Origin of the sequence: Colwellia sp. BRX10-4 (genome assembly GCF_014077465.1) — a bacterium.
Lineage (GTDB): Bacteria > Pseudomonadota > Gammaproteobacteria > Enterobacterales > Alteromonadaceae > Colwellia_A.
In genome coordinates, this window is sequence record NZ_JACGVZ010000006.1 from 102,632 (window position 1) to 124,638 (window position 22,007).

At 38.1% G+C, this 22,007-nt stretch carries 19 protein-coding genes; 6 read left to right on the forward strand and 13 right to left on the reverse strand.

Annotation, left to right across the window (positions count from 1 at the left end; all coding sequences use genetic code 11):
- Positions 1 to 51 precede the first annotated feature (51 nt).
- On the reverse strand, positions 52 to 1,230 hold the full coding sequence (locus tag H4J67_RS07345; RefSeq protein ID WP_182176432.1) for an MFS transporter: 1,179 nt from the start codon (positions 1,228 to 1,230) through the stop codon (positions 52 to 54).
- Positions 1,231 to 1,624: 394 nt separating this feature from the next.
- Between H4J67_RS07345 and fadB the strand changes: the two genes are divergently transcribed.
- Together fadB and fadA are read left to right on the forward strand one after the other, a co-directional pair.
- Entirely contained in the window at positions 1,625 to 3,793 is a 2,169-nt protein-coding gene (gene fadB, locus H4J67_RS07350) for a fatty acid oxidation complex subunit alpha FadB (protein WP_182203290.1), read from the forward strand.
- Between the two features lie 15 nt (positions 3,794 to 3,808).
- Positions 3,809 to 4,972: an acetyl-CoA C-acyltransferase FadA gene (gene fadA, locus H4J67_RS07355; protein ID WP_182203291.1), complete on the forward strand. Its 1,164-nt coding sequence runs from the start codon at positions 3,809 to 3,811 to the stop codon at positions 4,970 to 4,972.
- Between the two features lie 433 nt (positions 4,973 to 5,405).
- On the opposite strand, the gene H4J67_RS07360 is transcribed toward fadA, so the two are convergent.
- The 4 genes from H4J67_RS07360 to H4J67_RS07375 all read right to left on the reverse strand — a co-directional run bounded on the left by H4J67_RS07360 (position 5,406) and on the right by H4J67_RS07375 (position 9,659).
- Entirely contained in the window at positions 5,406 to 5,945 is a 540-nt protein-coding gene (locus H4J67_RS07360) for a GNAT family N-acetyltransferase (protein ID WP_182203293.1), read from the reverse strand.
- A 2-nt stretch (positions 5,946 to 5,947) separates the two neighbouring features.
- Positions 5,948 to 6,868, reverse strand: a complete 921-nt coding sequence (locus H4J67_RS07365) for a manganese-dependent inorganic pyrophosphatase (protein WP_182203295.1) — start codon at positions 6,866 to 6,868, stop codon at positions 5,948 to 5,950.
- A 153-nt stretch (positions 6,869 to 7,021) separates the two neighbouring features.
- Positions 7,022 to 8,212, reverse strand: a complete 1,191-nt coding sequence (chrA, locus tag H4J67_RS07370; RefSeq protein ID WP_182176427.1) for a chromate efflux transporter — start codon at positions 8,210 to 8,212, stop codon at positions 7,022 to 7,024.
- A 478-nt stretch (positions 8,213 to 8,690) separates the two neighbouring features.
- Positions 8,691 to 9,659: a class 1 fructose-bisphosphatase gene (locus H4J67_RS07375; protein ID WP_182203297.1), complete on the reverse strand. Its 969-nt coding sequence runs from the start codon at positions 9,657 to 9,659 to the stop codon at positions 8,691 to 8,693.
- Between the two features lie 226 nt (positions 9,660 to 9,885).
- Here H4J67_RS07375 and H4J67_RS07380 point away from each other — a divergent pair, with 226 nt between their 5' ends.
- Positions 9,886 to 12,318, forward strand: coding sequence for a zinc-dependent metalloprotease (locus H4J67_RS07380; protein ID WP_182203299.1), 2,433 nt, complete (start codon positions 9,886 to 9,888; stop codon positions 12,316 to 12,318).
- A 67-nt stretch (positions 12,319 to 12,385) separates the two neighbouring features.
- Here H4J67_RS07380 and H4J67_RS07385 read toward each other — a convergent pair whose 3' ends face one another.
- The 3 genes from H4J67_RS07385 to H4J67_RS07395 form a co-directional block, all read right to left on the reverse strand.
- Complete coding sequence (locus tag H4J67_RS07385; RefSeq protein WP_220471619.1) at positions 12,386 to 13,495, reverse strand: M28 family metallopeptidase; 1,110 nt, start codon at positions 13,493 to 13,495, stop codon at positions 12,386 to 12,388.
- 148 nt (positions 13,496 to 13,643) lie between these two features.
- Positions 13,644 to 14,405, reverse strand: a complete 762-nt coding sequence (locus H4J67_RS07390) for an ABC transporter substrate-binding protein (protein ID WP_182203301.1) — start codon at positions 14,403 to 14,405, stop codon at positions 13,644 to 13,646.
- A 218-nt stretch (positions 14,406 to 14,623) separates the two neighbouring features.
- Positions 14,624 to 15,520: a DMT family transporter gene (locus H4J67_RS07395; RefSeq protein WP_182203303.1), complete on the reverse strand. Its 897-nt coding sequence runs from the start codon at positions 15,518 to 15,520 to the stop codon at positions 14,624 to 14,626.
- Between the two features lie 197 nt (positions 15,521 to 15,717).
- Between H4J67_RS07395 and H4J67_RS07400 the strand changes: the two genes are divergently transcribed.
- From H4J67_RS07400 to elbB, 3 genes are read left to right on the forward strand one after another with little or no spacing between them, the layout of a single operon-like run.
- Positions 15,718 to 17,166, forward strand: coding sequence for a PLP-dependent aminotransferase family protein (locus H4J67_RS07400; RefSeq protein WP_182176421.1), 1,449 nt, complete (start codon positions 15,718 to 15,720; stop codon positions 17,164 to 17,166).
- On the forward strand, positions 17,163 to 18,365 hold the full coding sequence (locus H4J67_RS07405) for a multidrug effflux MFS transporter (protein ID WP_182203305.1): 1,203 nt from the start codon (positions 17,163 to 17,165) through the stop codon (positions 18,363 to 18,365). The genes H4J67_RS07400 and H4J67_RS07405 overlap by 4 nt, the downstream gene beginning before the upstream one ends.
- Before the next feature lies 1 nt (position 18,366).
- Complete coding sequence (gene elbB / locus H4J67_RS07410; protein ID WP_182176419.1) at positions 18,367 to 19,020, forward strand: isoprenoid biosynthesis glyoxalase ElbB; 654 nt, start codon at positions 18,367 to 18,369, stop codon at positions 19,018 to 19,020.
- Between the two features lie 2 nt (positions 19,021 to 19,022).
- Here the strand turns inward: elbB and H4J67_RS07415 are convergent, their stop codons facing one another.
- The 5 genes from H4J67_RS07415 to accB all read right to left on the reverse strand — a co-directional run bounded on the left by H4J67_RS07415 (position 19,023) and on the right by accB (position 21,931).
- A complete protein-coding gene (locus H4J67_RS07415; protein ID WP_182176418.1) occupies positions 19,023 to 19,178 on the reverse strand; it encodes an oxidoreductase-like domain-containing protein in 156 nt (51 codons plus the stop codon).
- Between the two features lie 30 nt (positions 19,179 to 19,208).
- A complete protein-coding gene (locus H4J67_RS07420) occupies positions 19,209 to 19,373 on the reverse strand; it encodes an oxidoreductase-like domain-containing protein (protein WP_182203306.1) in 165 nt (54 codons plus the stop codon).
- Positions 19,374 to 19,453: 80 nt separating this feature from the next.
- A complete protein-coding gene (locus tag H4J67_RS07425) occupies positions 19,454 to 20,038 on the reverse strand; it encodes a hypothetical protein (protein WP_182176417.1) in 585 nt (194 codons plus the stop codon).
- 77 nt (positions 20,039 to 20,115) lie between these two features.
- On the reverse strand, positions 20,116 to 21,462 hold the full coding sequence (accC, locus tag H4J67_RS07430; protein ID WP_182176416.1) for an acetyl-CoA carboxylase biotin carboxylase subunit: 1,347 nt from the start codon (positions 21,460 to 21,462) through the stop codon (positions 20,116 to 20,118).
- Between the two features lie 31 nt (positions 21,463 to 21,493).
- Positions 21,494 to 21,931 carry an acetyl-CoA carboxylase biotin carboxyl carrier protein gene (gene accB, locus H4J67_RS07435; protein WP_182176415.1) on the reverse strand — a complete coding sequence of 146 codons (438 nt, stop codon included), beginning with the start codon at positions 21,929 to 21,931 and terminating at the stop codon, positions 21,494 to 21,496.
- Positions 21,932 to 22,007 lie beyond the last annotated feature (76 nt).

The following is a 22,007-nucleotide window of genomic DNA, read 5'->3' on the forward strand; positions in this document are numbered from 1 at the left end:
ATAAATTAAAGCCGAGATATAATGTCTCGGCTTTTTTATGAGCTAATATAATTAAGATGTTTCTTGGTATCTAAACTCGATGCCTTTCCTTGGATGGCATGGAATAAAGTGCGATAAAATCAAAGAACAACCAGCAAAGCCTGCACCAATATAAAAGACCCATGACGGGTTATAAATCCACACTAAACCAAGCAATGCCGGAATAACCACAGCGGCAATATGATTAATGGAAAAACTAACACCAGCACTTGATGCTAAATCTTCAGGCTTGGCTATTTTTTGGAAGTAGGTTTTAATTGCAATAGCTAAAGCAAAAAACAAATGATCTATCACATATAAGCTTGCTGCAATCGTCGAGTTTTCGACAAAACCATAGGCAATAAAGATAGTAATTAAACCGATATATTCAAATTTAAGCACCCGACGTTCACCAATCATGCCGATTAACTTGCCTATTTTTGCTGCGAATAACCAATTAAAAACATAGTTTATTAAGAATAATGCACTGATATCCGCAACGCTATAGCCAAATTTTTCCACCATTAAAAAACCTGCGAATACAGTAAATATTTGCCGACGCGCACCACTAAAGAAGGTCAAGGCGTAAAACAACCAATAACGTTTACGTAGTATCAGGCGTTTTTCTTGTTCGACCTTAACGGGAAACTCTTTAAAAGAAAGTGCCAAACAAATAGTGAGCACTAGGCCGAGTCCACCAAATAAAGCATAAGTACTTTGATAAGACCAGGTGAACTTTTCTATCATCAACCAAATACTGCTAAAAGCGAGTAGTGATGCAGCTGATTTTACCGATAATAAACGCCCTAAAAAGTGGGCTGTTTTATCTTTATCAATCCATTGCATGGTTAACGATTGGTTCACGGTTTCAAAGTAATGAAAACCAATAGACATAATAACAGTGGTGAGATACAAGCCTAAAACAGAAGGAAAAAATCCGGTCATTATTACCCCAATAGCGGTAACGGCTAATGAAATAACGGCTAGTTTTTGTTCTTTAATAAACAGTAGTACATAAATAACGGTAAAGGCTAGAAATCCAGGTATTTCACGGAGACTTTGTAAAATGCCAATTTCTTTACCGGTAAAACTGGCCTTTTCGATAACAAAATTATTGAGTAAAACCATCCAAACGCTAAATATTAGCGGCATAATAAATGCCATGGCGAGCAATAAATTCTCTGGTTTGTTCAGGCGTTCTTTAATTGACATTATTTTCCAATATTTGAGGCTGTAAATGCAGTCTGAATTGAAACAAATTATTACAGTTCAGCAGTATATGATCAAAATTTAAAACTATATATTGTTACGCTAGCTATTTTACCTTTATTTATTAGATAAAAGTAATGGCATTAACAGGGATTAATTTTTATGGAGTGTAATAAGTGATCAAGATCGATAACATCAATACCGCGAGCCATTCTTTCTGTTTTAGTTAAAAAACCATAGATTAATACACCTAATTAAAACGCCTGTTTAAAAAATTTGCATTTATTTTTCTTTCAAGGCACACTCAATCGTCTATTATTATAAAAACTGATCAGTTAAGTTATTATTTAATTGAGTTCAGACCCTAATTTTATCCCACTAAACGAGGAAACTAGGCATGTTATTTCAAGGTCAAAACCTTTCTGCCGAATTACTGAATGACGGCATCGTTGAATTTAAATTTGACGCACAAGGCTCAGTGAATAAGTTCGATCAGGAAACTTTTAAAGAATATATTGAAGTGGTTGCCGCGATTAATAATTGTAGCGATGCGAAAGGCGTTTTAGTGACGTCTGGAAAGTCTAACTTTATTGTTGGTGCGGATATCACTGAATTTTTAGCAATGTTTAAACTGCCAGAAGCGGAACTTGTTCCTTGGATCAAAGGTGGTTCAGACGTTTTTGACTCATTTGAAGACATTAATTTGCCAACAGTTGTTGCGCTTAATGGTTTTGCTTTAGGTGGCGGTTGTGAAATGAGCTTAGCTTGTGACTACCGTATTGCTGATACAACATGTTCAATAGGTTTACCTGAGGTTAAATTAGGTCTTATTCCTGGTTTTGGTGGCACAGTGCGCTTACCCAGAATTATTGGCGCTGATAACGCGGTTGAATGGATGTCTACCGGTAAAGCCTTTAAACCAGAACAAGCTATGGCTGTCGGTTTATTGGATGCTGTTGTTGCCCCTGAGCATTTGCGTGAAGCGGCTATTAGCATGCTTAAAGAAGCAATGGCAGGCAAGTTAAATTGGCAAGCTAAACGTCAACAGAAACTCGACGCGCTAAAACTTAGCCCTGTTGAATCAATTATGACCTTCAATACGTGTAAAGGTATGATCGCCGCTAAAGCCGGTAAACATTACCCTGCACCAATGATGATGGTAAAAACTATCGAAGCTGCAGCTCTGCTCGGTAGAACAGAAGCGATGCTTATTGAAAATGCTAACTTTGCTAAACTTGCTAAAACTGATGCTGCTACCGCGCAAATTGGCTTGTTTATGGCAGACCAAGTGGTTAAAGGCAAGGCAAAGAAAGCCGCTAAAATGGCAACTAAACAAGTGAATAAAGCCGCTGTATTAGGTGCTGGCATTATGGGCGGTGGTATTGCTTACCAGTCTGCCTATAAAGGTACGCCAATCATCATGAAAGACATTAATGATGCGGCACTGGATTTAGGTTTAAATACCGCTGCTGGCATTTTAACGAAACAAGTTGAACGTGGTCGCATGAATGTTAAGACTATGGCTGGTGTGTTAAATAACATCACACCAACACTTAGCTACGATAGTGTTAAAGATGTTGATATTGTGGTTGAAGCCGTAGTAGAAAACCCTAAAGTAAAAGGTATGGTACTTGCTGAAGTAGAAAGTTTTCTTTCTGAGGATGCGATTTTAACCTCTAACACCTCTACAATTTCTATCGATTTGTTAGCGCAAAGTGTAAAGCGTCCAGAAAACTTCTGTGGTATGCATTTCTTTAATCCGGTAAACAAAATGCCATTGGTTGAAGTTATTCGTGGTAAAGCAACTTCTGAAGAAACTGTTGCAGCTGTTGTTGCTTACGCCGCTAAAATGGGTAAGTCACCGATTGTTGTTAACGATTGCCCTGGCTTTTATATCAACCGTGTTTTATTCCCATATTTTGCTGGCTTTAGCCAATTAATGCTTGAAGGCGTTGATTTTGCAGCTGTTGATAAAATTATGGAAAAACAATTTGGTTGGCCAATGGGCCCAGCATACTTACTTGATGTTGTTGGTGTTGATACCGCTGATCACTGTACGGGTGTCATGTCATCTGGCTTTCCTACGCGTATGGCAAAAATCGATAATGACCCAGTAAGCACTTTATATAGTAATAAGCGCCTTGGTCAGAAAAATGGCAAAGGCTTTTATGATTACGGTCAAGACAAGCGTGGTCGTCCAACAAAAGTAGCTTCTGCTGATGCTTACGCATTGTTTGAAAGTACCTGTGCAGACAAAAAAGAATTCAGTAGTGAAGACATTATTGCTCGCTTAATGATCCCTATGGTCAATGAAGTGGTGCGTTGTTTAGAAGAAGGTGTTGTTGATACTGCCGCTGAAGCTGATATGGGCTTAATTTACGGTATTGGCTTCCCACCGTTTAGAGGTGGTGCCATTCGTTATTTAGAAACGTTAGGTTTAACTAACTTTATTGCTATGGCTGATAAATATGCGCATTTAGGTGAAATTTATCAGGTAACTGACGGATTACGCGCAATGGCTAAATCAGGTAAATCTTATTTCAACACCGACGTAAAAACAGCATAAGCTAAGGAGAAGAACATGAAAGAAGTAGTCATTGTAGATTGTATTCGTACACCAATGGGACGCTCTAAAGCTGGCGTTTTTCGTAACGTTCGTGCTGAAGGTTTATCAGCACATTTAATGCAGCAATTATTAGTGCGTAACCCTAATTTAGACCCTTCATTAATTGAAGATATTATTTGGGGCAACGTTAAGCAAACTAAAGAACAAGGTTTTAACATTGCGCGTAATGCACAGTTATTAACTGACATTCCAAAAACAGTTGGCGCGGTAACGGTTAACCGTTTATGTGGTTCATCAATGCAAGCTTTGCATGATGCAACAACTAACATCATGTGTGGCCAAGGTGATGTCTTTATCGTTGGTGGTGTTGAGCACATGGGACACGTTCCTATGATGTACGACGTCGATTTTGATCCAGCCTTGAGTAAGTATATTTCTCGTGCAGCTGGCAATATGGGTTTAACCGCTGAGTTACTCGGTAAGCAGTTTGGTATTACCCGTGAACAACAAGACGCTTTTGCGGCACGCTCACACAGAAAAGCTTATGAAGCACAACTTGCTGGTCGTTGGGACAATGAAATTGTTGCCACTCAAGGACACGATGCAATGGGCGCGTTAACCTTAGTTGAACATGATGAAGTTATTCGTCCTGAAACAACGATTGAAACGCTTGCCGGTTTACGCCCAGTGTTTGATCCAGTTAACGGTACAGTAACGGCAGGTACTTCTTCAGCGTTGTCTGATGGTGCATCAGCAATGTTAGTGATGTCAGCTGATCGTGCAAAAGAGCTTGGTTTAACCCCTCGTGCACGTATTCGTGGTATGGCGGTTGCAGGTTGTGATCCGTCTACTATGGGCTTTGGTCCTGTTCCAGCAACGAAAAAAGCATTGAAACGTGCAGGTTTATCTTTAGCTGATATCGAATTAGCTGAATTTAACGAAGCCTTTGCGGCGCAAGCTTTATCGTGTGTTAAATCTCTAGGCTTAGAAGACAGAGCTGAAGATATGATTAACTTAAACGGTGGTGCTATCGCCTTAGGTCATCCATTAGGGTGTTCTGGCTCGCGTATCACGGGTACTTTATTGAACCTAATGGAAGGTCAAGATGTCAGCATAGGTTTAGCGACTATGTGTATTGGTTTAGGACAAGGTATTGCAACGGTAATTGAACGCGTTTAATTGTAAAATTTAACGGCATATCATCAAGATAAAAAAACTCACTTCGGTGAGTTTTTTATGCCTGTTTTGAAAAGCATCTCGACAAAATCGCACTTTATATCTACTGATTACTCAGTGCATAAATTAATTGATTATAAAGGGAATATACAGAAAATGATGTGGGACGATTGCTTACAATATTAACGAATTAACGCGACCATACTTGGTCAGAAACAATTAAAGTTGAGTTAGATATCTCAACGCATAGTCGTTGTTATCGGTTTTATGATGATCAACCCATTAAAATTATGCCTTTACCTCAGGTATTAGCATATAAATTATCAGATAAATGAACAGAATTTACTCAGGTTTATTCGAGCAAGAACAAGCTATTTAAAATACTTTTTCAGGAACTGACAGAAATTCGGCGACTGCTAATGTAGAACATTAACGGTTAGGTATTTTGAAGCTGATAGTAAGCGACGTTACATTCAAATAATGGGTCAATATGAAGATATGTTTTAAGATATGACATACCTATTTTTTTCATTACGCCTATTGAAGCTAGATTATTTTCGTCGGCAATGGCGCTAAATTTCTCGTATTCAGGATTGATGGCTAAAGCATCTTTAATATGTTGAGCCGCTTCACTGGCAAAACCTTGACCCCATGATGTTTGAAAAAATCGCCAACCGAGTTCTAGGTTATCAAACTCAGGTAAGGCAGAGAAAAAATTCATCGGTCGCACAAGTACCCAGCCAATATACTGATCCGTTTCAGTGATATTAACTTGCCATAATCCCCAACCTTTAGTTGGACTTAGGTATTTTTTCATACGAGGCAATAACACGTTTGTAATGGTCTCGCGTGACGACGGGTTACCATCACTGATAAAACGCATCACTTCTGGGTCTTGGTCAAGTTGATACAATAACTCTGCATCGTCAGCAGACATTAATCTGTAGCTTAGCCGTGCAGAGTTATTGATTTTCATTTTTAAGCTAATGAATCTTGTAGAGGTGGTACAACTTGTTTTTTACGGCTCAATACGCCATCTAACCATACTTTACCGTCAACAAGTGGTTTGCCATAAGCTTTTTCTGTTAAATCAGCATTGTCGCTAATAACTAACATTTCAGAGCCTTCTTTCATAATGTCTGTCAGTAATAATAGAACCGTGTGTCGGCTACCTTCGGCTTTTAATTTTGCAATGTCAGCAAATAATTCAAGCTTCATATCATCAAAGATGGCGAGGTCAAGTACTTCCAACTGACCGATACCCACTAAGTTGCCATGCATGTTAAAGTCTTTAAAATCACGTAAAATTAGGTCACGTATAGGCGTACCTAATACGGCAGATTTTACCTCAAACATTTCCATACCCAAGGCTTTTGCGTCGCTAATGCCTGCAATTTCAGCTAATGCTTCAACACATTTTATATCAGCAGTGGTACAGGTGGGTGATTTAAAAATAACCGTATCAGACAAAATAGCGCACATCATTGCACCAGCAATATTTTTTGGAATTTCTACATCATAGAAATCGTACATCATTTTAATGATGGTATTGGTACAGCCAACAGGACGAACCCAAATTTCTAATGGGGTAGAGGTAGTAATATCGCCTAATTTATGATGGTCGATAATACCTAATATTGTCGCTTCATCGATATCATCAGGTCCTTGAATACGGTCTGAATGGTCAACAATATAGATACCTTCGCCTGCAAAACTTGTTTTTAATTCGGGTTGCTCAAAACCAAATTTGTCTAAAATAAATAAAGTTTCTGGTGAAAGCTCTCCTAAACGAGCTGGGACGGTTTCTTCACCTAGCGTGGTTTTTAAATAGGAAAGGGCGATAGCTGAACAGATTGAATCTGAATCAGGTGTTTTGTGTCCAACAGCATAATTAGGCATAAGTTTTCTCGTATTAGCGTTTATATTGAGGCTATATTTTACATTGGCGATATTTTAGCAAATAAACCATGGCGGTGAAAAGTTAAAGCTTACATTATCGGCACTAAATCATATCAATAGCACTCAGGCGCTTATTACTCTGTAATATCCGACTTAGTAGAATTGCGTTAATAAACCGACGCCAACAAATGTCACCACTAAAACAATAATAGGCAGTTTGACTATGCGTAATAAATAAAAACCAATAAGCACAGAAAATAAGTCAAATAGTGAACTAACAGCACTAGTAAAAATAGGGTGATAAAGCGCAGAAAATAATAGGCCAACCACAGCGGCATTTACCGCCATAATCGCACCGGCGACTTTGGGCTTTGTTGCTAATGATTGCCAAGTACTTTCAAAGGTGAGTACCAATAAAAATCCAGGTAAAAATATTGCTAAGGTTGCGACTGTCGCTCCTATTAAAGGGGCTTGTGGAAATAGCTCTGCACCCAGAAAAGTCGCTAAGGTAAACATTGGGCCAGGAACGGCTTGCGCTGCGGCATAACCGGTAAGAAAAACATCGTTCGATAACGCTTCACCAATTGTTTGTTGTAACAGTGGCAAGACGACGTGTCCGCCACCAAAGACCATACTACCCGCTTGAAAAAACTGATTGAATAAGACCATGATCTTGGCTGAGTCAATCGGTGCTCCAAATACGGTTGCTAGTGGTAAAGCAAAGACGATGATTAAGAACAACATCAATGGCAGTATTTTAAACTGTCTTGAGGTTAGAGCTGAGGGTTGGGCAACTTCAGTGGTGACTGATTTTAACGATGGATTAACAAAAAAACCAAAGCTTGCTGCGATAGTCAGTATGAAAATTTGCGTCGTTAAACTCGGTAACGTGATTAAAGTAATCGCTGCTATACCCGCAATAAGTCTGTGGGTGTTATTATTACAGAAACTTTTAAACATAGTTAAGCAAGCGTCAGCCACTACCACCACAGCCAGTAATTTTAAACCACTTATAACATGAAAAACCCAAGGTTGTTCAGCGCCGCTAATATTAGTGGCGAGTAAATAGATAAGAATAAATGACGGTAAGGTAAAGCCGATAAATGCGGCAATGCCGCCAGGCAGTCCAGCTTGCCTCAATCCAATAGCAAAACCTAATTGACTAGAGCCAGGGCCCGGTAAAAATTGGCTTAACGAGATTAAATTTGCATAACTTGTTTGATCTAACCACTTTAGTTTATCGACAAATGTTTTTTGAAAATAGCCAATATGTGCGGCAGGTCCACCAAAACTGATACAACCTAAAAAAAGAAAACGCCAAAATACTTCAAATAGTTTTTTCATAACAATGTCGTTAAAAGCCAGTCAATTATATTAACTATTATATCGTAAAAGTATGAAGGGAATATTAAATTTAACGGTAAAAAAGCTCAATGAATTGAGCTTTTTTACCGACATAAGAAAATGTTAGTGACTTTTAATAATCTAAACAGGCTTCATCTTTGTTTTTAGAAACTTGCTAATTGGACTTCGACATGTTGATGCATGCTAATTTTTATTATTTGTAATAAGCTAAACAGGCTTCATCTTTGCTTTTAGAAACCTGTTAATTGGACTTCGACATGTTGACGCATGCTAATTTTTGATTATTTGTAATAAGCTAAACAGGCTTCATCTTTGTTTTTAGAAACCTGTTAATTGGACTTCGACATGTTGACGCATGCTAATTTTTGATTATTTGTAATAAGCTAGACAGGCTTCATCTTTGTTTTTAGAAACCTGTTAATTGGACTTCGACATGTTGATGCATGCTAATTTTTGATTATTTGTAATAAGCTAGACAGGCTTCTACTTCGTTTTTTGAGCCCATAATTACTTCGACACGCTGATGAATGCTATTCGGTTCCATATCCATAATGCGTCCTTCACTGGTCATTGCCAGTCCACCGGCTTGTTCAATGAGAAAACTCATTGGATTCGCTTCATACATTAAGCGTAGCTTGTGTGGTTGTTGCGGGTTTTTACTGTCTTGTGGATAAGTAAAAATACCACCACGTGTTAATACACGATGAATGTCACCAACCATAGCGGCAATCCAACGCATATTGAAATTTTTGCCACGAGGGCCGGTATCACCAGCAAGTAAATCACTAATGTAATTCTGCATAGGCGCTTGCCAAAAACGTTGATTTGACATGTTAACAGCAAATTCTTGTGTGTCCGTAGGCACTTGAACATTACGTTCAACTAATAAAAAACCACCATGGGTGCGGTCAAGTACATAAAAGTGTGTGCCGCGCCCCGTAGTCATTACCAACATAGTTGACGGACCATATAAGACATAACCCGCACAAAGTTGTTTGTTACCCGCTTGCTTAAACATGTCTGGATCACTAGCATCCATATCACTTGGTGCTTCATGAATAGAGAAAATTGTGCCAATTAATGAGTTGATTTCGATATTAGAGCTGCCATCAAGTGGATCGAAAGAAACTAGATACTTACCATTTTTTTCACCTGCAACAGAGCTATCTTCTTCTTCAGAAGAAATAGCCTTAACAAAGCCAGACTCTAATAAAATATCTTTAAGTAATTCATTTGCAACAACATCTAATTCTTTCTGCACTTCACCTTGAATATTTTCATCCAAAGTTGAACCCATCAAGTCACTTAAGTGACCTTGGCTAACACGAAATGAAATTTCTTTAGTTGCCGCTAAAATCGTTTTGATCAGCGAAATTAAATCGAGTGGAACATTATCTTGACGTAAAGCTGGTGCTAGTCGTTGCATCGGGTTACCTAATTGATTTAGAGTAAGACTCTTAAAAATTGAGTCATAAAATTGTTGGTTATTTAATACCGTAAAATAAAAAATAATAACAGCTACATATTACATTATTTTACGGTTAGAGGTGACGATGAAAGCCATCACCTCACCTGTAAGGTTAATGATAACAAAAATAATGGAATGACTTGAATATATATTTATAGAACCAAAAATCAAATAGGGAAAAACGATGAAACTGACGCTAGGTGTCTTTTTAATATTTATTTGTAGTACCTTTTCAATAGCCGCGCTCAGCGAAGAAATAATCAGTTATAATGACTTTGTTAAAGGTAAAGATCACCAGCAAGGCTATTTTTCTTTTTATCATGATAAAAAAAAGGGCAATGTTTATTTAGAGATCCAGCAATTTGAACAAGACTTTTTATTTCAAAGCGGTTTACCTCAAGGAGTCGGTTCTAATGATATTGGGCTTGATAGAGGCCAATTAGGTGATACCCGTCTAGTACGCTTTGAAAAAGTAGGAGAGAAGGTTTTTCTCCGCCAACTTAATACTTATTATCGAGCGGATACTGAAAACAACTTAGAAAAAAAAGCCGTTAGCGAGGCATTTGCTAGCTCTATTATTTGGGGGTTTAAAGTTGCCAAAGAAAGTAAGGATGGTAAAAAAGTATTAATTGATTATACACCCTTTCTTTTATCTGATATTCATCAATTATCCAGTAAACTTAAACAACGTCAACAAGGTAACTTCAAAATTGATGAAAGCCGAAGTGGCATCTACATAAAACGCAGCAAGGCCTTTCCTAATAACACTGAGCTTGAAGCAACAGTGACTTACCAAGGAACGGATGCAGGTAAATACTTACGCTCAGTAACGCCAGACTCAACCGCTGTTACGGTGAACTTACATCATTCGCTGATTAAATTACCAGACGACAAATACCAAGCACGTACTTTTCATCCTTACAGTGGCTTTTGGTCAAATAGTTATGCCGATTACGCCAGTGCTATCGACCAACCGTTAATTCAGCGTAATATTCCACGTCATCGCTTAAACAAAAAAGATAGAAATCTTGAGGTCAGCGAAGCGGTTGAACCTATTATTTATTATTTAGATGCCGGCGTACCTGAACCTATAAAAAGTGCTTTACTGGATGGCGCTCGTTGGTGGGACCAAGCATTTTCAGCCATCGGTTATAAAAATGCTTTTCAGGTAAAAATGTTACCAGCCGACGCAGACCCTATGGATGTTCGTTATAACGTTATTCAATGGGTACATCGAGCAACAAGAGGTTGGTCTTATGGTTCATCAGTGATAGACCCAAGAACAGGAGAAATATTAAAGGGGCATGTCACGCTGGGCTCTCTACGTGTTCGTCAAGATTATCTCATCGCTTTGGGCTTAACATCTCCTTTTAAGTCATCTATAACAGACACTTCACCAATGAAAAAAATGGCTTTAGCACGTATTCGTCAATTGTCGGCTCATGAAGTTGGGCACACTTTGGGTATCGCGCATAATTTTGCCGCAAGTGCTAATAATCGCGCTTCAGTAATGGATTATCCTCACCCGTTAATTACCTTGAAAAATGGCGAAATTGATTTATCAAATGCCTACGCTACAGATATTGGTCGCTGGGACAAATCAGTTATTGCTTATGGTTATGCTGATATAGCGGCTGATCAAGAAGCCGAGTATTTAGCGAAAGTTATAGCAAGTGCGCAACAAGCAGATTTGCTGTATATGTCAGACTCAGATGCGCGTTCTTCTTCAAGTACACATAGCCGCGCACATTTGTGGGACAACGGAGTAGATGCCGCCGATGAGCTTAATAAAGTCTTAAAAATACGTGAAAAAGCGCTCATAGACTTTGGTTTAAATAGTATTCCTCTAGGGCGACCCTTGTCAGAAATTGAAGAGGTTTTGGTGCCCATCTATAACTTTCATCGTTTTCAAGTTACCGCCGCCGCAAAATTAATTTCAGGTATAGACTATCGCTATCAACTGCGAGAAGAAAATGTTCTAAAGCCATTGGAGGTAGTCTCAGGTAAACAGCAGCGAAAAGCGCTGCAGGTTTTGTTAGCCACTCTAGATACAAAAATATTAACCTTGCCAGAACACATAGTGAAACTTATTCCACCAAAAGCTTATGGTTATTATCGTAATCGTGAGAGCTTTACTGGTAATACGGGGCTTACTTTTGACCCGGTTTCTGCTGCACAGGCGAGTGCTAAACATACGGTGTCTTTGCTTTTAAATGAGCAACGTTTAGCGCGTTTACAACAACAGTCAGTAATAGATAAGCGTATCTTGAGTGTGCAAGAATTGATTGACGCTTTAATAAAGCAGTCAATTAAAGTACCGGCTGAAAAGGGCTTGGCTTTGTTGGTTCAACAGCGTGTTAATCAACAAGTTATTGAGCATTTATTAGCACTTTGGCATAACAAAAATTTAGTAACAGAGGTGCGTGCAGAAGTTTATATGGCTTTACTTAATATAAAAGAATGGTTAAATGATAATTATGACTCTAAAAAGTACAAGCGCTTAGCTGCTCAGTTTATGTTGTTAGCAGCGCAAATCACCCATAGTCTTGAGCAAGGAAAACTTGTTCATCCTGCTGCTAATATTACCATGCCGCCGGGTTCACCTATTGGTAGTTAATTATTGAAGTGTGGGTGGCTTGAGTCTTAATAAAACCACCCACCACTTTAAAAGATTATTTTATCTTTTACTTTGCAGGTAAATATTTATCAGGATCAGCTAATAATTCAATTAGCACCTCAACATTATTATTAAGCTGCTGCTTAACACGTCCCGGAAATATTTCATCAAGTTTATCTAAACGGTCAAATTGAGTATGCCAAATATTTCCCCAGTTTTTCTCAGCTTTATTATCACAAGCTGTTAAATTCTTTTTATCATAACAAGTCCACAATTTTTTTGCGGTTGATTGAGAGTAACCATCAAAGCCATTCTGGCCATTAATTGAAAAGTTGGTTGATTCTACATACGCGATAGGAATACCAGCACAGGCAAAACTAGCATGATCAGACCAAGAGCCAGTTACACCTTCAGGATAGCCTTCATAGTCAGGATGAATAACATACTTGTTTTGTTCGCCTAACACCTTAATTGATGCCTTGAGTAAAGCATTTCGCATAAAAGTGTCACTGTTATAAGTTTCATTTTTACAATTATCATAAGCTTGTGTATGCGCGCTATGTACATAAACCTTATCGCCACCAGCAATAGTGTCAAAATTAATCATCGCAGCGATATTATCTAATTTTTTATGGGTTAATAAGTCGTTGACGTAATATTTTGAACCTTGCAAACCAATTTCTTCTGCGCCAAAGGCAATAAAGCGAATACTATAATTATTTGGCATTTTTGTGGTCAATGCTTGGGCTATCGCTAACATTGCCGCAACACCTGCGCCGTTATCTGTGGCGCCCATTGATCCCGTTTTCATTGCCGTTGAATCATAATGTGCGCCAAGTATGATGGTTGGCTTTGTTACGTCACCAAATTCAGCAATAATGTTCTTTGATTCGCCGACCATTTTTCTACTGTTATAAGAAAAGTTTTGCTCGGTAACTCGATAACCAAACTTTTCAAATTTAGTTTTAATATAGTGAGCTGTTTGCTGTTCTTTTATTGTTCCAGCTTCGCGAGCACCTATACCATCGGTGGGTGAAACCAGTTCTTTAAGATAGGTAAAAGCAGCAGTTTCATTGTTATCTGTTTTGGTTTGTTCGCTTGATAACGAGCAAGATGTTACCAGCAATAAAGAGCTAGAAAGCAAACAAGGTAGCACTGAGCGATGGAAATATTTCATATTACCCTTAAATTTTAAGACGAGATAAAGCGGATTATTTTAAGGCAATAGGATAATGGAGTCACTTGCTATTAACAACTACGCACGATAAAAAATACTCAGCAACTAACCTTATAGAGTACTTAGTTATAAATTAGGTCGATGAGCATTATATGTAAGCTTTTATAATACTTTCGAGACTGCCATTTATTTTTAATCGTTGAATGGCATCATTGATTTGGGGTAAAAGATATTTTAGCTCTTTTCTTAGTCTAATTTTTAAGTAACCATCAGAATGGACAGGGCCGAGAACAATGGGGACTGATAATATTTTTGCCCAATATTGTGCTGGTTTATCACCACTGATCGCAAAGGTGATCCTTTTTCTAAAAAGTGCTTTGATTAACTCTTTTTCTGAAGGGTAATCTAGGCGATTAAATAAATTATCATTGTGATAATAGTAACCTCGAACGGTACCTATATCTTGATTGGTTAATTGTTGGTCTTCCCCTAAGTTTTCAGGAAGAACAATACCGGCCAAATAGATAATATGTTCTTTAATTGGGATCACGCTATCACTAAAGACATAGTCGTCAGACTGTTGCTCTTTAGATAACCAATCAGGATTGATTAAATCAAAATCAACGAGACCATTTTTCAATGATAAGTTGGTGCGTTTTGGCGGTAAAATTATTTCTTTACCACTTATATTGGCAGTGGCGAGTATTATGGCTACGGCGTCAACGACAATGCCACGTTGTTCACCGGTATTAATATAATAGGGATACCAAGCATTTGAGCCAGAAGGGTCAAACTTTAACGTTACTATGGGTAAATCATGATTATTATTTATTTTTTGGCAAGCAGCGTTCGTCGTCAAAAGTAACGATAGCGCTAGTATTAACAATTGACCCCATGAGTTATTTAACATTTTGCCCCTAATTAATGACTTTATAAAAATTAATCACCCTAAAAAGAGTAGCATCTCAATAAAAAAATGCCTTTATTTTAACTCGATTTTTATTGAAAATAACAGCGTTACTTAGCGTTTTTATACACTGTTTATATTATTACTTATAAATTGTCTGGTAAAGTTACTTTTGGTTAATAAGCTGATTTAAATGAAATATATTTAAAAATAGGATGCTTTTATGGTGTTATTATTATGTTTTTTTTTTTGGGTTTAGTTAACACAACAATATTCCCAGCGACAATAATTAATAAGCCAATGACGGTATAAATATTCCAGCTAAAACCTTCAAATATTGTTGAGATAACGACGGCAACAGCAGGGAACATCACGCTTGCATATGAGGCCTTATGAGCACCGATGTTATTTAAAAGTGTTAAGTAACTGGCAAAGGCAATAATAGAACCGAAAACCGATAGGTAAATCAGCGAACTAATATAGGGTAAGGTATATGAAAAACTAAATGATTTTCCTTGTACTAATAGCAATAGAGTCATAAATATTGAACCATAAAGCATGCCCCAAGCATTGGCTTGCATCATAGGTAAATTCATAAGCTTATTTTTCATTGAGACCATATTGCCCGTTGAAGCGAACAATGTCCCTACGAAGCAAAGTGATAAACCTAGCAATGTTTCTGCGCCTAACTCGGTATCGTTAATTTGTGGCCAGAATAAAACCACAATACCGGTTAAACCAAGAAAAGCGCCTAGATAAGTTTGTTGAGTAATTTTAGTGTTAAACCAAATGCGGGCATTGATCACATTGAAAAACATAATCATTGAAAAAGCGATTGAGGCAAGCGCAGAATTTATGTGCTGTTGAGCTGAATATAAAAAATAGTAATTACAGCCAAATAACATCAAACCAAAAAACAGGAATTGTAGGTGCTGTTTTTTGTTAAAGGCAAGTGAGAGCTTTTTAAAACGACAATAAGCAAATAGCAGAAGTGCTGCTAAGCCAAAACGATAAACAATAGATGCTTCGGCGGGAACATCACCTAATTGATAATTAATGGCGATCCAAGTTGTTCCCCAGATAAGTACGGTGATCACATATAAAAGTGTGTTGTTCATTATTCTTTCCTGAAAAATTTAAGCGCAATCTTCTCAATTAATTTTGACTAAATCACTGTAACAGCATTTCTTATATGAAGTACTATTTCTTAAGGTCGATTTATTTCTAAAACGCTAGTTTATAGATAGTTCTGTTGTGTAACAGATACAAAAAATATAAAATGCAACCTATACAGTTTTTGTTGAGGTGAAATAAAATGCGACTTTTAGATAAATCTTCTTCAGAATTTTTATATCAGCAAGTCATTGACTTTGTTGAAGACCAAGAAAAAAGTGGGGCAATAAGAGCGGGAGACAAGCTACCTAGTCTACGTAAACTCAGTAGACAATTTGAGATAAGTATACCGACAGTAAAACAAGCGTATATTGAACTAGAGCGCCAGGGTAGTATTTCTGCAAGGCCACAATCAGGCTATTATTTAAAAGCTAAACAAGCACGAACCTTAAAACCCATGCGGTCATTATGGGCAAGTTGTCAGCCCGTTGAAATCTCATGTCGAAGCATAATAGAACAAGTTTATGAAGCTGTTCATTTACCCGATACTGTCGCATTGGGTATTTCTAACCCGGTCAATGCACACCCACCAGATAAAGCTTTAGCACGATTAATGCGTTCGGTGTTGAGTAAAAATGCTGAAAAAGCGGTTAGTTACGGACCCGTAAATGGTGATCCAAAACTGCGTTTAAACCTTGCTTTTCGTTATCATGAGCAAGGTGTAGCCATTAATCATGACGATATCATTATCACTAGTGGTGCCCAAGAAGCCCTGTCAATTGCCTTACAGTGTGTTGCGGAACGTGGTGATATTATCGCTGTAGAATCACCATGTTTCTTTGGTTTGATTGAATTAATTGAAAGTTTGGGTATGAAAGCTCTGGAAGTTTATACCTGCACTGAAGAGGGGATCTGTGTCGAAGAACTGGCTAAAGTTATTGAGCAACATCCAGTAAAAGTGTGTTTATTTTCTACCGCTATTTCTAATCCACTTGGCTCCATGATGACTAATCAACAGCGCCAGAATATGGTCAGTTTATTAGAAAAACATGATATTCCACTTATCGAAGATGAAGTTTACAGTGACTTATATTTTAGCAAAGATAGACCAGTACCCGCACAGCTTTACTCCAAAAAAGGCCTAGTGCTAACCTGCTCGTCTTTTTCAAAAACGGCTGCACCGGGTTATCGAGTCGGTTGGCTATTACCGGGCAAATATGAAGAAGCAGCAAAGCGTATTAAACGCGCACAGTCTTGCTCAACACCGATGTTACAGCAATGGACATTAACTGATTATTTGATGAGTGGTGAATATGATCGCCACTTACAAGTGTTAAGAAAAACCTTACGTTATAATTGCGAGCGGATGCGCGCCTTAATCGCGAGTCATTTTCCAAAAGAAGTCTGCATTTCACAGCCACAAGGAGGCAGTGTCTTATGGATACGTTGCCGTTCTCATGTTGATACTAGCAAATTTTTTACTCAGGCTATTGCTAAGGGGGTGAGTTTTGCTCCTGGTGAAATATTTTCTCCAACAGGGCAATATAAAAATTTTATGCGCATTAGTTATGGGGTGAAATGGTGTGAAAAAATAGACAAAGCGATTGCTGACCTTGGCAAACTTGTTTACGACTATCCGGAGAAATCATGAGAAACGTAAAAATTAGTGAACAAACAGAGCTTTCATTAAAATTATTATTACCCTTATTAGCAGCCATTATTGCTATTTCACCATTGGCAATCGACATGTATTTACCAGCAATGCCGATACTGGCAGAGCATTTGTCAACCGATATGCCAATGGTACAAAATAGCCTGAGTATTTATTTACTAGGCTATGCTTTAGGTTTGTTATTTTTTGGTCCACAAGCGGATAAGCACAGCAGAAGAAAATTAGTGATGCTAGGTATCTCAGGTTTTATCGTGATGAGTATAGCGATAACGTTTGTCACGAGTATTGAACAATTTTTATCCTTTCGGTTTTTTCAGGCATTTATTAGTAGTGCGGCAACGGTTGTTGTGCCAGGAACAATAAAAGAGCGATATGGCAAAGATACCGCCAAAGGGTTTTCTTATGTATCTATGATTATGATGATAGCGCCTATGATAGCGCCTGCTATTGGCTCAGTGTTACTGCTGCATAGTTGGCAGCTTATATTTTTAAGTTTAGCGGCCTATAGCTTTATTATTTTGCTTTTGGTGTATCGATTTTTACCTGAAGTAAAGCGTGAGAAAAATTTAGCACCTGTTAGTTTTCTGCAACGCTATAAAATTGTTTTATCTAATAAAAAGTCACAACTAAATATTGTTACGTCTATGGTTATTTCATTGGCTTTTTTTGCTTATATTACTGCTATCCCTTTTGTCTATCTAACGGTTTTTAACGTCTCTGAATTTGAATTTAGCCTACTTTTTGCTGTTAATGTTTTGGCGTTAATGACCGCTCACTTTATTAATACCCGCTTAGTTAGTCGTAAAGGGTCATTTATAATGTTGACCTACGGTTTAATTGTTGCGTTATGTTTTTCTTCATTGTTGGTGGTGGTAAACTTTTTACAGCTACCATTAATGTATACCGCAGTTGCGGTATTGCCGTTGATGGGCAGTTTATCGATGATAGCGGTAAATGCTGATGCACTTATTATGCAAGAATTTACACGGGAATCAGGTACCGCAAGTGCGGTAATAGGTACCCTTCGCTTTGGTATTGGCGCATTAGCAGGACCAATATTAGCGTATTTTTATGATGGTAGTGCTTTACCGTTTGCATTATTGATGTGGTGCTCGATAATAGTTGTTTTATTATGTCAGTTACCTAATATGACAAAGAATATAGGAATAAAGGATTAACATGAAAAAAATAGCGATTATTTTATCTGGCTGTGGCGTTTATGACGGCAGTGAAATACATGAAAGTGTTTTAACGTTATTAGCGATTGAACAGCAAGGAGCAAGCTATCGTTGTTTTGCACCAAACATTAATCAATATCATGTGATTAACCATTTAACTGGTGCGGTTAGTGACGATGAAACACGTAATGTTTTGGTTGAATCTGCGCGTATTGCCCGTGGTGACATTGAAGACATTACTGAGCTTTACCATGAAGAATTTGATGCGCTCGTTTTTCCAGGTGGCTTTGGCGCAGCAAAGAACCTCTGTGGCTTCGCGCTTGATGCAGAAAACTATCAAATAAATGCTGAAGTACTTGCTGCTGCTCAACGCTTTATTAAAGCAGACAAACCGCTTGGCTTTATGTGTATTGCTCCGGCAATGATCCCACTTATTTACGGTGAGGATGTTCAAGCAACAATTGGTAAAGACCGTGATATTGCGGACTCGTTAATAAAGCGTGGTTTAGCACACGTTGATTGTGAAGTGGGCGATATTATTGTTGACGGAAAACGAAAACTTGTTTCAACACCGGCCTACATGCTAGCGACGTCACTTGTTGAGGCAGCCAGCGGTATTAATAAATTAGTGAAAAAAGTAATTTTACTCAGCTAATATTACTCAGCTTTGGCATCAGTTTGTAATTCTACTTGTTGTAAACGCCACTTTTCGTATTCGCTATAGTAGTGGTCCCATACACAAGGGCAACAAGCACCGCCGCCGCAACAGTCATCATCGGCGGGAAGGGAAGGTTCTTTAAGTAATTCAGTCATACACAGTATCGTTTAGAAAGTCGCTTAGTATTAATTTGACTCGTTGTCTTGGGCTTGTTTTTCTTTTAGTGCGACTTGTTGTAGCCGCCATTCTTTACGCTTTGCATAGAAATCGTCCCAAACACATGGTGTACATGCGCTGTCACAACATTCACCATCGGCAGGTGGTAAAGGTTTTTCAAGTAATTCAGTCATAAATTTATATCAATATTAAAATTTTTTGTATTATATACCCAAACAGCCTTGAGGTGGATTGGGTATAAATAAAAATTGGATTATTTATACCCCCAAGGAGCTTTAGGCAGAGAAATAGGCTTAGTTAAATCAAAATCGACACGAAATTCCCTACCCTGCCTGATCAATCGATAAGTAAACTTTGTTGGATAAATATAAATTTGCCAAGTGTTGCCAATAGATTGTGGGATGCCACCACTGACAAAAAGTTCCTTTGAATATTGGTCTGCAGGAAATGATTGCACTTGTGCCCAGCCCGCATCATTAGTATGTCCGCCATACATAGTTGACTTGTCATCACTACCATCTTTGTGTCTGTGGTCATGCTTAAGAGAAAGCCCTGAACCTGTCTTGGTTATAATCCAAGTTCTTGATGAATCATCACCAACATGGAAAGGAATATGCAGTTGTGTCTTACTACACTGACGCACATGCATAATTAAAGGCTTATCAAAACCATCACCACTACTATTGTCAACGGTTACTTTTCCTGCGAAAGCTTTGCCACAAAAGGCAGCTATATTGTCAAAAAACTGATCGTGATTACTTATTGAAACTAATGGAGCATCGGCGTAGACGTTTACAGATAAGAGAGTAAATATAAAGGGGAGTATAATTTTTTTCATAGTGTTCCTTTAGTGCAAATATAGTTTATTTAGTTATAAAAAAACCTGCCTAAGCAGGTTTTTATTAAATGAAAAGGTTATTCAGCTTCAGCTAATTTCTTTTCTAGATAGTGGATGTTGGCACCGCCATTTACAAAACCTTTATCATTTAAAATATTTTGATGTAAGGCAATGTTGGTTTTAATACCGTCAATCACTAATTCGGCTAAGGCATTGCGCATACGTGCGATTGCAACATCTCTGTTATCACCCCAAGTGATCAGTTTGCCGATCATAGAGTCATAATTTGGTGGTACCGTATACTCAGCATAGATATGAGAATCCCAACGAACACCCAATCCTCCTGGAGGATGAAAACGAGTGATTTTGCCCGGTGAAGGAACAAAAGTACGTGGGTCTTCAGCATTAATACGACATTCAATTGAATGGCCAGCGATTTTGATATCATCTTGGGTATAAGATAATGGTTGACCAGCAGCAATACGTAATTGCTCTTTGATCAAATCAACACCGGTGATCATTTCAGTAACTGGATGCTCAACTTGAATACGGGTATTCATTTCAATGAAGTAGAATTCACCGTTTTCGTATAAAAATTCAAAAGTACCGGCGCCACGATAATTAATATCAATACAAGCTTTACAACAACGCTCACCAATTTTGGCGCGCATTTCTGGAGTAATACCTGGTGCTGGAGCTTCTTCAACCACTTTTTGATGACGACGCTGCATAGAACAATCTCGCTCACCTAAGTGAATTGCAGCACCTTGACCATCAGCCATTATTTGAATTTCAACATGACGAGGGTTTTCAAGGAATTTTTCCATGTAAACCATATCATTTTTGAAAATAGTACCGGCTTCTCTTTTGGTTAATGCAATCGCGTCGACTAAATCTTCTTCGCTGCGCACAACACGCATACCACGACCACCACCGCCACCAGCCGCTTTAACAATAATCGGGTAGCCAATACGTTTAGCGTGAGCTTTATTGGCCGCTTCATCATCATTAAGTGGGCCATCTGACCCTGGAACACAAGGAACACCCGCTATTTTCATTGCTTTAATTGCCGCAACTTTATCACCCATAATACGGATGCTTTCAGCTTTTGGACCTATAAAAGCAAAGCCTGACTTTTCAACCTGTTCTGCAAAATCAGCATTCTCAGCTAGAAAACCATAGCCAGGATGTATTGCTACTGCGTTAGTGACTTCAGCTGCCGTTATTATGGCAGGAATATTAAGGTAGCTGTCAGGCGCAGGCGCTTTGCCAATACAGATAGTTTCATCGGCTAATAAAACATGTTTTAAGTTTCTGTCAGCCGTAGAGTGCACAGCAACAGTTTTTATACCGAGTTCTTTACATGCACGTAATATTCTTAGTGCAATTTCGCCTCGATTGGCGATAACAACTTTATCTAACATGGAATGATCCTTTTGTTTGATATCTATAGGATTATTCAATGATGAATAGCGGCTGGTCAAATTCGATAGCGTCTTCATTACCTGCTAGAATTTCTTTAATAACACCAGACTTATCAGCTTCAATTTGGTTCATCATTTTCATTGCCTCAAGAATACATAAAGTATCACCAGCATTTACATGTTTACCTACTTCGACAAATGCAGGTGAATCAGGTGACGCTGAAGCGTAGAAAGTACCAACCATTGGCGAACGAACAACGTGACCTGAAATAACAGCAGGTGCAGTTTCAGTGGCTACAGGTGCGGCAATAGGAGCAGCAGAAGGAGCAGAGTGCATCATTGGAGAAGCTTGTACCATAGTACCGCCACGACAAATACGTACTGATTCTTCACCTTCAGAAATTTCTAATTCGTTAATCCCTGATTCTTGTACTAATTCAATTAATTTTTTTATTTTACGAATATCCATTTGAATACCTTTTTATCAATGTGTAATTTATGTTGTCAATAGAGCCACTAAAGTTAAGTCACTCTCTGTTGTTTAT

Coding starts and splice junctions, on each gene's coding strand:
- H4J67_RS07385 (WP_220471619.1), bottom strand. CDS start 13,495: ATGAAATATTTCCATCGCTCAGTGCTACCTTGTTTGCTTTCTAGCTCT.
- H4J67_RS07425 (WP_182176417.1), bottom strand. CDS start 20,038: ATGAAAAAAATTATACTCCCCTTTATATTTACTCTCTTATCTGTAAAC.
- H4J67_RS07360 (WP_182203293.1), bottom strand. CDS start 5,945: ATGAAAATCAATAACTCTGCACGGCTAAGCTACAGATTAATGTCTGCT.
- elbB (WP_182176419.1), top strand. CDS start 18,367: ATGAAAAAAATAGCGATTATTTTATCTGGCTGTGGCGTTTATGACGGC.
- fadA (WP_182203291.1), top strand. CDS start 3,809: ATGAAAGAAGTAGTCATTGTAGATTGTATTCGTACACCAATGGGACGC.
- H4J67_RS07415 (WP_182176418.1), bottom strand. CDS start 19,178: ATGACTGAATTACTTAAAGAACCTTCCCTTCCCGCCGATGATGACTGT.
- H4J67_RS07400 (WP_182176421.1), top strand. CDS start 15,718: ATGCGACTTTTAGATAAATCTTCTTCAGAATTTTTATATCAGCAAGTC.
- accB (WP_182176415.1), bottom strand. CDS start 21,931: ATGGATATTCGTAAAATAAAAAAATTAATTGAATTAGTACAAGAATCA.
- H4J67_RS07365 (WP_182203295.1), bottom strand. CDS start 6,868: ATGCCTAATTATGCTGTTGGACACAAAACACCTGATTCAGATTCAATC.
- H4J67_RS07380 (WP_182203299.1), top strand. CDS start 9,886: ATGAAACTGACGCTAGGTGTCTTTTTAATATTTATTTGTAGTACCTTT.
- H4J67_RS07420 (WP_182203306.1), bottom strand. CDS start 19,373: ATGACTGAATTACTTGAAAAACCTTTACCACCTGCCGATGGTGAATGT.
- H4J67_RS07345 (WP_182176432.1), bottom strand. CDS start 1,230: ATGTCAATTAAAGAACGCCTGAACAAACCAGAGAATTTATTGCTCGCC.
- H4J67_RS07395 (WP_182203303.1), bottom strand. CDS start 15,520: ATGAACAACACACTTTTATATGTGATCACCGTACTTATCTGGGGAACA.
- H4J67_RS07375 (WP_182203297.1), bottom strand. CDS start 9,659: ATGCAACGACTAGCACCAGCTTTACGTCAAGATAATGTTCCACTCGAT.
- fadB (WP_182203290.1), top strand. CDS start 1,625: ATGTTATTTCAAGGTCAAAACCTTTCTGCCGAATTACTGAATGACGGC.
- H4J67_RS07390 (WP_182203301.1), bottom strand. CDS start 14,405: ATGTTAAATAACTCATGGGGTCAATTGTTAATACTAGCGCTATCGTTA.
- H4J67_RS07405 (WP_182203305.1), top strand. CDS start 17,163: ATGAGAAACGTAAAAATTAGTGAACAAACAGAGCTTTCATTAAAATTA.
- accC (WP_182176416.1), bottom strand. CDS start 21,462: ATGTTAGATAAAGTTGTTATCGCCAATCGAGGCGAAATTGCACTAAGA.
- chrA (WP_182176427.1), bottom strand. CDS start 8,212: ATGAAAAAACTATTTGAAGTATTTTGGCGTTTTCTTTTTTTAGGTTGT.